13 protein-coding genes are annotated in these 14,970 nt (G+C 39.0%); 6 read left to right on the forward strand and 7 right to left on the reverse strand.

Translation table 11 applies throughout. The features are described from left to right. Positions 1–5 precede the first annotated feature (5 nt). From ABVM50_RS09675 to ggt, 4 genes are all read left to right on the forward strand, one after another. Positions 6–2,219, forward strand: coding sequence for an ATP-binding protein (locus ABVM50_RS09675; RefSeq protein ID WP_405198383.1), 2,214 nt, complete (start codon positions 6–8; stop codon positions 2,217–2,219). A 61-nt stretch (positions 2,220–2,280) separates the two neighbouring features. Next, the gene (locus ABVM50_RS09680; RefSeq protein ID WP_405198384.1) at positions 2,281–2,841 is read left to right on the forward strand and encodes a response regulator transcription factor; all 561 of its coding nucleotides are present in this window, start codon (positions 2,281–2,283) and stop codon (positions 2,839–2,841) included. Next, positions 2,813–3,379 (forward strand): biliverdin-producing heme oxygenase, encoded by a 567-nt coding sequence (locus ABVM50_RS09685; protein ID WP_405198385.1) that lies wholly within the window; start codon positions 2,813–2,815, stop codon positions 3,377–3,379. The genes ABVM50_RS09680 and ABVM50_RS09685 overlap by 29 nt, the downstream gene beginning before the upstream one ends. A gap of 38 nt (positions 3,380–3,417) precedes the next feature. Then, entirely contained in the window at positions 3,418–5,124 is a 1,707-nt protein-coding gene (gene ggt, locus ABVM50_RS09690) for a gamma-glutamyltransferase (protein ID WP_405198386.1), read from the forward strand. Here the strand turns inward: ggt and ABVM50_RS09695 are convergent. Next, on the reverse strand, positions 5,121–5,705 hold the full coding sequence (locus ABVM50_RS09695) for a pseudouridine synthase (RefSeq protein ID WP_405200700.1): 585 nt from the start codon (positions 5,703–5,705) through the stop codon (positions 5,121–5,123). The genes ggt and ABVM50_RS09695 overlap by 4 nt on opposite strands. Before the next feature lie 95 nt (positions 5,706–5,800). Here ABVM50_RS09695 and wrbA point away from each other — a divergent pair, with 95 nt between their 5' ends. Continuing rightward, positions 5,801–6,409 (forward strand): NAD(P)H:quinone oxidoreductase, encoded by a 609-nt coding sequence (wrbA, locus tag ABVM50_RS09700; protein WP_405198387.1) that lies wholly within the window; start codon positions 5,801–5,803, stop codon positions 6,407–6,409. 84 nt (positions 6,410–6,493) lie between these two features. Here wrbA and ABVM50_RS09705 read toward each other — a convergent pair whose 3' ends face one another. From ABVM50_RS09705 to ABVM50_RS09720, 4 genes are all read right to left on the reverse strand, one after another. Continuing rightward, a complete protein-coding gene (locus ABVM50_RS09705; RefSeq protein WP_405198388.1) occupies positions 6,494–8,653 on the reverse strand; it encodes a M3 family metallopeptidase in 2,160 nt (719 codons plus the stop codon). Between the two features lie 88 nt (positions 8,654–8,741). Continuing rightward, complete coding sequence (locus tag ABVM50_RS09710) at positions 8,742–9,761, reverse strand: helix-turn-helix domain-containing protein (protein WP_405198389.1); 1,020 nt, start codon at positions 9,759–9,761, stop codon at positions 8,742–8,744. A 108-nt stretch (positions 9,762–9,869) separates the two neighbouring features. Next, entirely contained in the window at positions 9,870–12,413 is a 2,544-nt protein-coding gene (locus ABVM50_RS09715) for an ABC transporter permease (protein WP_405198390.1), read from the reverse strand. Position 12,414: 1 nt separating this feature from the next. Continuing rightward, positions 12,415–13,098, reverse strand: coding sequence for an ABC transporter ATP-binding protein (locus ABVM50_RS09720; RefSeq protein WP_405198391.1), 684 nt, complete (start codon positions 13,096–13,098; stop codon positions 12,415–12,417). Between the two features lie 52 nt (positions 13,099–13,150). On the opposite strand from ABVM50_RS09720, the gene ABVM50_RS09725 reads away from it, so the two are divergent. Next, on the forward strand, positions 13,151–13,858 hold the full coding sequence (locus tag ABVM50_RS09725) for an arylesterase (RefSeq protein WP_405198392.1): 708 nt from the start codon (positions 13,151–13,153) through the stop codon (positions 13,856–13,858). Here ABVM50_RS09725 and ABVM50_RS09730 read toward each other — a convergent pair. Further along, positions 13,835–14,218, reverse strand: a complete 384-nt coding sequence (locus ABVM50_RS09730; protein ID WP_405198393.1) for a hypothetical protein — start codon at positions 14,216–14,218, stop codon at positions 13,835–13,837. The genes ABVM50_RS09725 and ABVM50_RS09730 overlap by 24 nt on opposite strands. Further along, complete coding sequence (locus ABVM50_RS09735) at positions 14,218–14,760, reverse strand: hypothetical protein (RefSeq protein ID WP_405198394.1); 543 nt, start codon at positions 14,758–14,760, stop codon at positions 14,218–14,220. The genes ABVM50_RS09730 and ABVM50_RS09735 overlap by 1 nt, the downstream gene beginning before the upstream one ends. Between the last annotated feature and the right edge of the window lie 210 nt (positions 14,761–14,970).

Genomic DNA, 14,970 nt, shown 5'->3' on the forward strand with positions numbered 1-14,970 from the left:
TTTTAATGACAGAAGAGAATAAGTACCCGGTAGAAGTAGACCTTAGTAGTTGTGAAAAGGAGCCTATTCATATTATAGGAACTACGCAATCACATGGTTTATTGATCGCCTCAAGTATTAAAACCGGACAGATTACCCAGGTTGGCGAGAATGCCGGTCATATCATTGGTATTGCTTTAGAAGAATTACTGAAACTCAATATTTCTGATATATTATCTTCGGAAGTACTTAAAAATATCAATCAATCACTGCTGAAGGATGAGAGACTGGAAGTTGAAGAATCCCTGGTTAATGGTAAGAAATTTATCATTATCCCACATTTAAGCGGTGATTCTCTAATTCTGGATATCGAACCAACCCATGAAAAGAAGGATACTTTCGATTTTCAGAGGGAGTTATCCGGATTACTGAATACTTTATCAGCAAGTGATAACCCTCAACAGCTTTGTCAGGATGCAGCCAATCTTACCCGTCAGATTTTTGATTATGACCGTGTAATGGTTTATAAGTTCGATGACGAATGGAATGGAAAGGTGATCGCAGAAGCTAAGATTAATGATATGGAGCCTTTCTTGGGACTACAGTATCCGGCAAGTGATATTCCGAAGCAGGCGAGACAACTATTCTTTAAGAACAGGGTACGTATCATCACTGATGTTAATTATGCTCCTGTAAAAATTGTTCCTCAAATTTCACCAGTAGGTGGCGAACCTCTGGATATCTCAAAATCTAAACTAAGGGGAGTATCTCCAATCCATATTGAATATCTTCAAAATATGGGCATTGGTGCGAGTATGACTGCTGCTTTAATCAGCAACGGAAAATTATGGGGTCTGCTGGCCTGCCATCATCGGGAGGCTAAATTTGTGAGTTACTATGAAAGACAAACCTGTGAATTTCTAATCCAGATATTCTCGAATGAACTTTCACTAAAAAACTCCAACATATTTTTAAATAAAATAGCAGAGGTAGAAAAAGTAGCAGGACAACTTATGGATCAGGTATTGAGACAGGATTCCATCAAAAAAGGACTCTCAACCAATGATCTCAAACTTACAGATCTTATCGAATCTTCTGGAGCTGCAATCGTAATAGACGGGAAGATCAAGCTCGTTGGAGAGACACCTTCTAAAAAAGAAGTAAAAACGCTCATCAAAAAGTTTCTAAGTAAACAACAGGATAACATATTCTATACAAAGAATTTATTGAGTTTATATCCTGAAGCCAAAGCTTATAAATCAACTGGGTCGGGTATTTTAAGTTCGCGATTGGGGAATGACAATATGAACTATTTGATCTGGTTTCGTCCTGAAGTAATTCAGCAAATTGACTGGGGTGGTGATCCCAATAATAAGGCATTCTACGATTCAGAAAAAGAGCGGCTCACTCCGCGTAAATCTTTTGAGAAGTGGACCGAGGATTTGAGCGGTGTAGCAACTTCCTGGAGTGATTATGAATTGAGCGGAGCCAGAAAACTTAGTAAAAACGTTAATTACGTCATTCTTGATCATCAAAAACGTAACATAGATAATCTTAATGAGAAGTTGGTAACTGCTCATAAGGAACTAGAACTTTTCAGTCAGGGTCTTTCCCATGATCTAAAAGCACCTCTTCGTGGTGTAGATGGCTATGCCCATATTTTAAAGGAAGATCACTTCAGCAGTCTTAATAAGGAAGGAAGAATGGCGGTAGATACGATACTTTCTTCGGTACAGGAGATGCAGGATCTAATCGATAATATCCTCTCTTTTGCTGGTGTCTCAAATGAAAATATAAGTAAACAGGTCGTCTCTACAGATACCATGGTCAGTGATATCCTGAAGTCATTTAATATAAAGTCTAACTTTAGTAATACTTCTGTTAGTATCGATGAATCTTTACCAAAAATGCTGGGAGACAGAAGGATGCTGGGTCAGGTCTGGTCTAATCTAATCGCCAATGCTTTGAAATACAGTGAAAGAACTTCCAGTCCAGCAATTGAAATTGGTTACAATCTGGAAGAAAATATTACCGTATACCATATCAAGGACAATGGGATTGGTTTTGATCTAAAATATAAAGATGAAATCTTCAACTTGTTTTCAAGACATTCGGGGGATAATTACCAGGGTACAGGAATAGGACTGGCGATCGTAAAAAAGATCATCGAAAAACATAATGGTAAGATCTGGGCAGAGAGTGAACCGGGTATAGGTTCAGCCTTCTACTTTCATGTTTAACTTTTAGCAATTGTTTCATACTTAGTTTTAGATTATTTTCGCTTTTGATATAAGTGTAATCATGATCCACAGAAAACTTAACATACTGCTGGTTGAAGATAATGAGAATGATATTTTTCTCATTAAACGACAAATTTCAAAGATCGTGGAGGAACCTGTGATCGAAACCGCAGACAATCTGCAGGATTGCAAACGATTACTTTTGAACTTCGCACCAGACGTCGTTCTTTCCGATTATAATTTACCTAACTGTACAGGTCTTGATGTGCTAACCACCGTTCAGGAATTTGATGATTCCATCGGATTCATATTTATCACCGGAACTATCAATGATGAGGAATTAGCGGCAAACACTATTCTGAATGGAGCTTCTGGTTATATTCTTAAAAAGAATATCAATAATCTAAGCGAAAAGCTGGAACCTCTTCTGAAAAAGCTGGTCATCAACATGACCTCAAAACAGGAACTTAGAAGTATGATTCGCCAGAATAAAATAACGGTGAACAAGATCTATGATTACCTGGACAAAATGAATTCTGAAGATCAGGCACAAAAAGAGAATATTAATAAGATCAGGGAAGCGATCGGTAATTTTGATACAGATAGAAACGATGCTGAATAAATTACGAGAAGCAACCAAAGCTCAACATGAGGATTTGGAAGGTGAAAATCTAGCCAATAAGATCATGGATCACAGCATTACTGAAGAAGAGTATAAATTACTCCTGCTCCAGAATTACGCTGCTTATGCTGCTACTGAAGATCCTATAGCCCGCCATTTGAAAAATTATTCTTCTACTAAAACCGATGCGATCAAACTGGATCTTTCAAGCCTTGGAATAGAAAAGGCTGAAACTTCTCTAGAATTTCAATGTGATAATGAAGCGGAAGCTGTAGGTGCAGCATATGTTGTGGAAGGTTCTGCAATGGGAGGCTTGATGATAGGGAAGGAACTGAAGAATTGTCCTCATCTTGAACATTTGCCAGATCAACAATTTTTCAGTGGAAAAAGAGACCAGATCAAAAGCTGGAATGAATTTCTAAAGTATCTTCGGAATAAGGACTTTTCAGAAGATCAAAAAGAAATTGCTGCCAGAAAGGCTCAACAAACTTTTGATTTGTTTGAAGAAGCATTCAAAATTGAATTAATAAAATTATAAAGTCCTTTTCAGGACTTTTTTCATTAAAACGCCTTGCTATGTATAAGATAAAATTACTTCTACTTGTATTTCTCTCAGTTCAGCAACTTGATCTACAGGCACAATCGGGAAGAATTCCCGTAGAAGCCGAAAATGGGATGGTAGCAAGTTCTCATTATCTGGCTTCAGAAGCAGGTGTGGAAATACTCGAAAAAGGAGGAAATGCTATTGATGCTTCTATCGCAACTGCTTTTACGTTAGCTGTGACTTTGCCTTCCGCCGGTAATATTGGTGGCGGTGGATTTCTGCTTTATAAACCGAATGCAGATAAGGCAACCGGATTTAACTTTAGAGAAAAAGCTCCTCAAAAAGCTACAAAAACTATGTTCCTGGGTGAAGATGGTAAAGTCAAGGATAACTCGAACCACGAAACGACATTATCTGCAGGTGTGCCGGGAACTGTTGCTGGATTGTTTCAGGCACATTCCAACTATGGAACAATGGATTGGACTAGCCTTGTTCAACCTGCGATCGATCTTGCCCAGAATGGATTCACTGTATATCCTGATCTGGCCAGATTTTCTCAATGGGTTTACGATAACAAAGAAGGATACTCAAGTACTGCCGCCGTTTTCCTGAATAGCAATGGAGAAGCTTACCAAGCGGGCGATACGATTATTCAGAAAGATCTAGCTGAATCTCTTATAAGAATCCGCGATCATGGAGCTCAAGGTTTTTATAGTGGTAAAACAGCCCAGCTAATTCATGATTTCATGAAGAAGACCGGTGGTATTATTTCCAAAAGTGATCTAACAGGTTATGAGTCGGAAGAAGTAGAACCACTGGTAGGAACTTATCGTGGGAATGAGATTATCGGGATGCCTCCTCCAAGTTCTGGTGGAACTGCAATCATAGAGATGCTAAACATTCTTGAGAATTACGATCTTCATGAATACGGACTTAACAGCGCTCAGAGCATTCATTATATTAGTGAAGCAATGCGATTAGCATTCGCAGACAGAGCTCAATTTCTTGGCGATCCTCAATTTAATATTGAGATGCCACTGGATTCACTTTTATCGAAATCCTATGCTAGTAAATTACAATCAGCAATTAAGGAAAAGACAGCTTCTATCAGTGATTCTGCTAATTTCAATAAGAAACATCTTCAGTTTGAAAGCGATGAAACTACGCATATCTCGGTGGTCGATAAAGAAGGAAATGCTGTTTCGCTTACCTATACATTAGAACATTCTTACGGAAATCGGATCGTGGTAGAAGGAGCCGGATTTCTTCTGAATAACGAAATGGGAGATTTCAATGCGATTCCCGGATTGACAAATTCTGAAGGTAGAATTGGAACAGAACCTAATCAAATTGCTCCGGGGAAGCGAATGCTTTCAAGTATGAGTCCAACCATTGTAGCGAAAAACGATAAGGCCTATATCGTTATTGGGTCACCAGGAGGCCGAACTATCATTAATACTGTCCTACAGGTGATTCTCAATGTTGTAGATTATGATCTGGATATCGCAAAAGCTATCGAATCACCAAAATTTCATCATCAATGGTTGCCAGATCTGATCACCTTTGAAGAGTGGGGTTTTTCGCCAGATACGATAGAGATCTTAAAATCCTACGGACACGAAACAGGAACGCGGTCTTCACAAGGTAGAGCCATGGGAATTATCATAGATCCTGAAACAGGAGTTTACCAGGGTTCTGCCGACTCCAGAAGCTACACTGGTAAAGCGGTGGGATATTAGAAACTAACGCGTTCTATTTCTCGCACTTCGCCGCTATCTAAATTCTCTAGTTTTTCATTAGCGATACGCACCCGTACCAGTCTTAAGGTGGCAAAGCCAACTGCTGCGGTCATTTTCTTTACCTGCCGGAACTTGCCTTCGATAAGTGTTATACTTATCCAGCTTGTAGGCCCATGACGTTCATCGCGTATTGGTTTGCTTCTTTCAGGAAATTCTGGAGTTACATTTAATTTAAAAACCTTGCATTCCTTAGTTTGGTATTTCTTGCCCTGTATCCCTATTTCAACACCTTTACGAAGTTTTGCTATGGCTTCTTCTGAAATTTCACCATCAACTTGTACATAGTATTCCTTTTCAGAATCACCGGCTGTAACTTTGGAACTCAGTTTGCCATTTGTAGTCAATAGTAAAAGTCCTTCAGAGTCTTTATCTAATCTACCAATCGACATGGTACCTTCAGGGAAATCACCTAAATCTCCCAGAAGTTTATGTTTTCCTCCCTTTCTCTGATTGGTTATAAACTGACTCAAATAACCGTAAGGTTTGTATATTTTAAAATGTCTGTGATAATCTGAAGTCATAATAATAGTACACAATGGAAGATTTATCAAAACTTTAAAACTTGTTTTAAACGAATCTACCTAAGTTCATAAGAGACAAATTTAAAACCTTATTTATGAAAATTGCTATAATATATTACAGTGCAACCGGTACAAACCATCAAATGGCGAAGTGGGCAGCTGAAGCTGCAAAGTCTAATGGAGATCATGATGTTCGATTTCGAAAGTTGAAAGAAACTGCACCAATGGAAGCTATTGAATCTAATGATGCGTGGAAAAAACATTATCAGGAAACCCAGGATGTTGAGGTAGCGGTACTGGATGATCTTGATTGGGCAGACGCAATAATTTTTAGTATTCCTACCAGATATGGAAATTTACCTTCTCAACTTCAGGCGTTTTTTGATACCACAGGAGGTTTATGGAGTAAAGGGAAATTAGTTAATAAAGTCGTTTCCGGTATGACAAGTGCACAAAATCCACACGGTGGTCAGGAGACTACCTTATTAACACTCTATAAAAGCATGTTTCATTGGGGCGCCATCGTTGCCGCTCCTGGTTATACTTCAGAAGAATTATTTAAAACTGGAGGTAATCCTTACGGCTTTAGTTCTGATGGCGGATTGGATAATCTTAACGAGCAATCTAAAACTTCTATAACACATCAGGTAAAGCGAACTATCAGTATTGCTGAAAGCATTAAAAGTGGTATAAGTAAAGCTTAAAATATAGTCAGTAAAATTTTAAGATATCTTAAACAGAAAATGCCCTGAAATTTCAGGGCATTTTTGTTATTAAAAGTTCTGAATTTAGTCTTCAGTAGTTTCTGAATTTTCAGGAACAGGAAAACCACGGTCACGCATCAACGCATCGATTTCAGCATCCCTTCCACGGAACTTATTATAAGCTTCCGCAGGATCCATTGCATTTCTAGGAGCAAAAAGATATTTCACTAATTTGCGAGCAACTTCCTTATCATAGAAGCCATCTTCAGCTTCAGCAAAAGCTTCCGTAGCATCAGCAGTTAAAACATCTGCCCATAAATATCCATAATAACCGGATGCATAACCCTCACCAGAGAACACATGTCCAAAATGAGGTGTTCTATGACGCATTACGATCTCTTCTGGCATATTAAGCTCTTTTAAGGTTTCCTTTTCGAATTTGGCAGGATCGATCTTGTCTGGATCTGTAGTATGATATTTCATATCCATGATCGCAGAAGCTAAAAACTCGGTCGTACCAAATCCCTGGTTAAAAGTAGAAGCCTTTTTGATCTTTGCTACCAAAGCTTCAGGAATCACCTCATTAGTTTCGTGATGTCTAAGAAACTGGTTGATCACCTTGTCTGTAGACAACCATCTCTCTAATAATTGCGATTGAAATTCAGTATAATCACGTACGCCTCCATTTAAGGTAGGATATTCCACATTAGCTGATAGAAAGTGCAGGGCATGACCAAATTCATGGAAAAATGTTTCTGCATCATCCCAGGAAACCAGTACTGGCTCACCCGGAGCAGGTTCGATAAAGTTTGAATTGTTAGAAGCCAACACTGGTTTTTCACCCGTAAGCTTCGTATAACCTCTGTAAGTAGTTGCCCAGGCTCCAGAGCGTTTTCCCTGTCGTGCATATGGGTCTAAATACCATAATCCCACAATTTCACCGGAATCTTTATCACTAACTTCCCAGACATTCACATCCTCATGAAAAACAGGAACACTGTTATTCTCTACAGGAGTAAAGGCAAAATTGAATAATTCACCAGCTGTGAAAAATAAGGCCTTGGTAAGGTTTCCTAATTCCAGGTATTGTTTTACTTCTTCACTATCCAGATCATACTTTTCTTTTCTAACCTTTTCAGCATAGAATCTATAATCCCATGGCTTGATAGTTATATCGGCATTCTCAGAGTCTGCAACTTTCTGCATGTCTGCTACCTCTTCTTTTACTCTTGCCAATGCCGCTGGCCATACCTGCATCATTAGATCCATAGCATTTTCAGGATTTTTAGCCATACGATTCTGCAAACGCCACTGTGCATAATTATCGAATCCAAGTAGTTCTACTCGCTCATCTCTAAGCTTCAGGATCTTTTGAATACTCTCTTTATTATCGAATTCATCATTATTGTCTCCTCTTGAATAATAGTTCTTCCATACCTTTTCACGTAGTTCTCTTTCCGTAGAATAGGTGAGAAAGGGGTCCATGGATGACCTTGTATTGGTAACTGCATAAGAACCTTTATGATCACGATCTTCAGCAGCTTTAGCGGCAGATTTCACATAGGAATCCGGCAGTCCGCCAGTTTGTTCTTTTGTAAGGTAGATGACATAGTTCTCCTCATCTGCCAATACGTTGCTTGAAAACTTAGTATATAGCGCAGAAAGTTCCTTGTTGATCTCTGCATAACGTTTTTTGTCTTCCTCACTTAGATCGGCTCCCTGCATAGCAAACTCTTCATAAACCAAATCAATGACTCTTTGTTCTGCGGAATCTAATGGCTTCTCCTGAGAATTCTCATAAACCGTTTTAATCCGTTTGAATAAAGCTTCGTTCTGACTGATCTTCGAGGAATACTCTGAAATCTCTGGAGCCAGTTCTTTCTGAACTGCTCTAAATTCCGGGCTGGAAACATTGCTGCTATAGATACCAAAATAGGTAAAAGCACGATCGAGTTCTTTACCTGCTTTTTCCATCGGAATAATGGTGTTTTCGAAGGTAGCTTCAGCAGAATTATTAGCGATTTGGTTGATCTCTTCCAGATGCAGTTCCATTCCCTTGCGAATAGCTGGTTTTATAAGTGAAACTTCCATTTTGTCAAAAGCCGGAACTCCTTCATAAGGGCCCTGCCATTCTTTAAGCAATGGATTTTGCATAATTTCCTGATTATTTTCCTGAGCATTGGACTGACTAATAAGTGCAAATAGTGCGATCATACTCAGGCCTGTTCGTAATTTCTTTTTCATATTCTGTGTTTATTCGAGGTCTGTAACCTACAAAACCCGGACCAAAGCGAGGCTTCAAATATCCTGGTTACTCTATTAATATTAAATATTATTTTGTTGGTAATTCATTTTTGGAAAGTACTTTCCTGGGAGAAACTCCGTATTTTTTCTTGAAGATCTTAGAGAAATAACTTCGGCTGGATAATCCAAGTTCGTAGACCACTTCACTAACGTTCTTCTTTCCTGAAGAGAGCATGTGTAGAGCTTTTATAAGGCGTATATCCCGCACGTATTCATTCACGGTTTTTCCATAAACCTTCTGAAAAACTTCCTGAAGCTTGTTCGTGTTTACACCGGCGATCTGTGCCAGTTCATTCACAGTACCAGCCTGGGCGAGATTGGAATCTATATAGTTCACAACCTTTTCTACAGCAGCCCGGTCCTTATCTTTTAGTTCATTCTGAGTTTGCTGATCCTCCTTTTTAAAACGATTCAGCATATAGCTTAGGATCTCTAAAGATTTTGCTCCTACAAAATTAATCCTTGGAAATCCTGTAAGATCAGAAGTTTTAATTTCTTTAATAATTTGGCTAGTTTGAAGACTAATATTACCTAAAGTTGAAACCCGGTTATGAGCCTGTACATCACTAAATAATTTGTAGAAAATTGGCTCAAGTTCATGAAGGTCAAAACTGAAATATTCCTGAAATTTTAAACGGTCAATTTCCAGGTAACAGAGCGTGGTTTCTATATCCTTCTTCAAGGTAATGTTATACGTCTCCTTGCTTTTTGGAGCAGCAATCACGAATTCATGATCTTTTACAAGATCTTCAGTATCTATAAAATCAAAACTACTTCCAATCATTCCATCTAGACAATAGATAAAGCGAATCGGCTTTATAGTAGGGTGGGATATCCTTAGCTCTGTGTCTTCTCGAACCGTCACATGATACATATATAGACCTATACCATTAGGAAAATTAATTCCACGAATGTTGCCGTCGCCAATAGAGTCAGGTATAAATAGAGAGAATTCGCCGAGGTGTTCCGAATGATCTATTCCTACAGTTTTCGCAAGTTCAGGAATAAAATCATCCACATCATTTATTTCTAAATGATAAGTCTTCATAAAAATCGAGTTAGCTTGTTAACTCATACAAGGTACACAGCGGCTTAAACTATCATGGCTAAAGAATTGTTAAATTCATATTGACTTTGTGAACACCATCAATTTAATTTATCCTAACTCCTTCCGAAGTACAGCCAGAGGTGGACTTTTTACCACGCTATAACTATTCGCAAGTCCTATAATTACCACCAATGCGGTAATTGCAGGGAACACCACTAAAAATGGAATCCATGAAGGAATAAATGTAGTATCAAACAAGAAATAACCAATTAGAAAACTGGAAATCAAGGATAGTAATATTCCAGATAAGCTTCCCAGGATTCCCAGAAATAAGTATTCCAGCCCCAGGATTTTTAAGATCTGCCTGTTCTTGGCACCAAGGGTTCTTAAAAGAACACTTTCGCGAATTCTCTGATATTTACTGGTTCTAACTGCACCAATGAGTACGATGATACCAGTAAGAATACTGAAAAATGCCATGAAATTAATTAGCCAGGAAATCTTGCCAAGAATTTCCTCCACAACTTTTAAAACCTGTCTTAGATCGATAATGGTCACATTAGGAAATTGCTGTACCAATTTCTGCTGAAGCTTCGCTGAAGAATTATCGTCTTCAACCCGCGTTGTCATCACTGTGAATTGCGGAGCATCCTCCAGAACACCGGTCGGGAATAAAATTGAAAAATTGATTTGCATATTGCTCCAGTCCACTCGACGAATACTCGCAACTTCAGTTACCAGCTGAACGCCCTGTACATTAAAAATCAATTTGTCTCCAATACTGGCTTCGGCATCTTCAGCAAGATTATCACTTATAGAGATTGGAATAAGACCTTCTCCATTAAAATTTGCTATCCATTTTCCATCCAGAATTTCTTCACCTTCAGCAAGAGAATCTCTATAGGTAGTCCTGAATTCGTGATCCAGAACCCAGTTATTGATCGTACTGCTGGTGTCCTTGCGAATTTCGTTCGCGCTTCTACCTTTCAGCTCAATAACACGCATGGTGACGATGGGAATGTTCTGTAAAAGCTCCAGGTTGCTACTGTCAATTACCTGTTCAACCTCTTCTTTTTGCTCACTTTGAACGTCCAGCAAGATCATATTTGGAGTATTCTGCTGACTCTCCAATGTAGTTTGAGCCAGAAGCAGATCCCTGGTAAAGTATAAAGTGCTTATTAAAAATGTTCCAATCCCAATGGCAAGAATAAGAATAAGTGTTTGATTCTGAGGTCGATAAAGATTTAAAACACTTTGTCTTGCCGGAAATCCCCAGTTCTTCGGAAAATACCTTTTCAGCAATTTCATGATTAAAGCTGCAAATCCGCTTAAAATTGCAAAGGTGACCGCCAGTCCCAGAACGAACCAGATCGCATATAGCCAGTTATCGAGTAACCAGAATGCAAAGATCCAGATGAAAATTATGACTGCGATTGACACCAGAATCTTATACTTTTTGTTCGATCCTGCAGATTGCTGCATGCGTAGAGTCTGCAAAGGAGATATATCCAGGGTAGTAAGTAGTGGGTATAAAGCAAAAAGAACCGACATGCTTACCCCAAGAATAATTCCTGTAAGAATTACAAGAGGTGAAATTTGGAGATCTATTTCTACCGGCAAAAGATCCTGTAACAAGTAGGGAAATAATTCCTGCAAACCGAGCCCTAACAATGTTCCAATCACAGAACCGATCAATCCAATAACAATCACCTGAATCAAAAAGATTTGAAAACTTTGTTTTCTGGAAGATCCCAGGCATTTCAAAATAGCGATCGATGCAACTTTTTCTTTTATATAAATATGTATGGCGCTGGCGATTCCAACACAACCTAATAATAGCGCAATGAAAGCCACCAGATTCAGGAATTTTGCAAAATTCTCATACTGTCTTCCTAATCTCTGACTAGTGGATAGATGAGTGTCCAGATCTGCATCGTTCGCATCAAGTATAGGATCAAGTTTTTCATCAAACTTTTCCATATCAAGACTTTCTGGAGCAGTAAAATAATACCTGTAATCAATACGGCTACCGGTTTGAACCAGACCCGATTTCTCTATGGCAGAAAAGGGCACCAGTAGAGGAGGAGCTATAGAACTAAAAATGCTGGAACTGCCGGGAACATTATTTAATGCTCCACCAATTTCCAAACTTGTATTTCCAATTTTTACTACATCGCCAATTTCCAGTCCCAACTGAAGCATGACCGTGGCATCTAACAGGGCAACATCAGATTCTTTAAAATTCTTACCTGCCTGGGCAGGTGTAGTTTCTATTTCTCCATAAAATGGAAAACCGCCTTCTATTCCCCGAACTTGCATGAGTTTTGTTCCCTGCTTCCCAGGAAATGATGCCATAGAAGCGAAGCTGACCTCTCTTGCTTCTGCGCCGCCTAGGGAATCGATAATGCCGTAAACTTTTTCCGTAGGAAGTTTATCACTGTCAATAATATAATCGGCACCCATCAGGGATTTCGATTGTAGAGAGATGTTACGTTTGAGGTTAGCGCTAAATGACTGTATGGAAACTACCGCAGCAATTCCAAGTACGATCGATGCGATAAATAGAAATAATTTACGACTGCTTGCTTTCCCATCCCTTAAAGCCATTTTTAATAGCCAAGGGAAACCGGTGCTGGATCTTTCCGAACTCATATTAAACCTGGGTTTGTAGTTCCTGAACTTTTCCACCTCGAAGCTTTAGAATTCGCTGTGTTTTCTGGGCTAGTTCCATATCATGAGTGACTATTACCAGTGTTGTACCCAGATCTTTATTCAGTGTTAAAAGCAGATCGATCACATTTTGTCCAGTAGCTTCGTCCAGGTTGCCCGTTGGCTCATCTGCAAAAAGTATCCTGGGTTTATTGCAAAATGCTCTAGCAAGAGCAACTCTTTGTTGTTCCCCTCCAGACAATTGGGTTGGATAATGATGCATTCTATCTTTTAAACCAACTTTTTCCAGTAGGGCTGTGGCTTCATTTTCTGCATTCGAATCTCCCCGAAGTTCCAAAGGAACAGCAACATTTTCAAGAGCTGTAAGGGTAGGAATGAGCTGAAAGTTCTGAAATACAAATCCTACGTGCCTGTTCCTTAATGCAGCGCGACCATCTTCATCTAGCTGACTTAGATTTTCGCCGCAGAGTTCTATAGTGCCTTCATCACTTCGATCAAGTCCCGCACTCAAGCCAAGTAAAGTTGTTTTCCCACTACCTGAAGGGCCAACGATAGCAAAAGTTTCTCCTTCTTCAATATCAAAATTGATCTTGTCCAGGATGACCAGCTTTTTATTCCCATTATTATAGGTTTTGCTGAGATTTTCAACCCTTAAAATTTTTGCCATCTTAGTTCTTTTAATTTTCTTTACTCGGGCCAACAAAATAAGAAATGATTTTATGAATACTGCACCTATCTTTCGAAGCTTTCAAATCTTTGCGCTTAGTTTAGTTTTACTGCTGAATCTATCCTGCGGAAACGAAAAAAAATCGGTTGCAGCTGAAGAGAAATCTGCTACTGAAGAATCTGAGGATAATTTAGAAGAAGAAAATTCTAAAACGATCCTCTTTTTTGGAGATAGTATTACTGCAGGCTACGGACTTGAGACCGATGAAGCTTTCCCGAATCTAATTCAGCAGCGACTCGATTCTCTTGGGTTTGATTACACGGTGATCAATGCCGGGCTTAGTGGAGAGACTACCGCTGGGGGATTGAACCGAATCGATTGGGTGCTAAAACAGAATGTGGAGATTTTTGTTCTGGAGCTTGGTGCGAATGATGGATTACGCGGTGTTCCTTTGGCTGAAACCAGGTCTAATCTAAATAAGATCGTAGATTATGTTCAGGAGAAAAATTCAGAAACTAAGATCATTCTTGCTGGAATGCAGATCCCACCAAACCTCGGGGCAGATTATACTACAGAATTCAGAGAGTTATTTCCAGAGCTTGCCGAAAAAGAGAACATCTACTTAATTCCATTTATACTGGACGGTGTCGCCGGCGATCCGGAACTTAATCAACAGGACGGTATTCATCCAACTGCTGAAGCTCAGCCAATTTTAGTAGAAAATATCTGGGAAACTTTAGAACCCCTTCTTAAAGACTAATTGCTGAAATCCCAGGCTGGCGAAAAATGCGATCGCAGCAGTGGTTCCTAAACTTCCACCAAAACCTTCAAAGAAAACTCCGGTACAATAGAATAGTATTCCGAAGAAAATAGAGGATAAGATAATAATGCGGTTTTTGGACGCGATCTCTTCCGAAGCCATTCCAACAAAGCTTGCACCCATAATTACCAGAGGTAAAGTTTCTTGCATAACTTTCGATACTGGAGTGTAGATCAATAATCCTCCTGAAATGCTCACCAGTGAAGAAGCAATGACGGCACCCAGGTTTAAACTATTATTTAAGGTATAAGTGAGCTGACCTGAAAGTACACTACAGCCTAATATGAGTAGTAAATTCATTATAATAGCATGTATGTTAAAAGGCTTACCAGGCTTACTCCAGCAAATGCGATACTGCCAAGTTTCCCTCCATAGCCGTTAAAATTTTCTCGTGTAAGTATCAAGATAAAGCCAGCGAAAATTGAGGCTAGTGTTATAAATAGATAATTTCCTGCCAATACCGGAGGAGTCATCCCAACAAAGGCACCGCAGTAGATGGCTGATGAAGCGATCTTAGCTAAAGGCTTAGCAATTATTTTAGGTAGAATTCCGCCAAAAAGTCCGACAATTCCAGCAGAAAGTACCGCTGAAAGTTCAAATCTATCCTGCAAAGCGAAAGTTGCAAGTCCACCTAAAATGGCAAATATGATGGTTGATATCTGTATGTCCTTTTCTACCAGTTCCTTATTTTTGGAGAAATTATGAAGATAAAAATATAGAAGCATAGAAGAGATCATCACGAGCGGAATAAGCTGATAGAGGTTCTCCTGACTCTCGTATACTGCAATTCCAATAAAAAGTGTGTGAAATAGCAGGAAAATGAATTGGGGTAAATTTTTCATTAATTCCTATGTCTCTTATAAAAGGTAAACCTTTCGAGAACTAACCGGAATCTCCAAACCATAGAGATGAAATTCCTAGCTTGTAATTTTAACTATTGTTTACTTATCATCAATCTAAATTAATCGCTATTTTTAGCCTTGATCTATTAATTGTTTGATTGTTAATGGTATAAACGTTCTAGCCGCTCTCAATTCTATCATTTTAAAATG

This window comes from Christiangramia sp. LLG6405-1 (assembly GCF_045055805.1).
Taxonomy (GTDB): domain Bacteria; phylum Bacteroidota; class Bacteroidia; order Flavobacteriales; family Flavobacteriaceae; genus Christiangramia.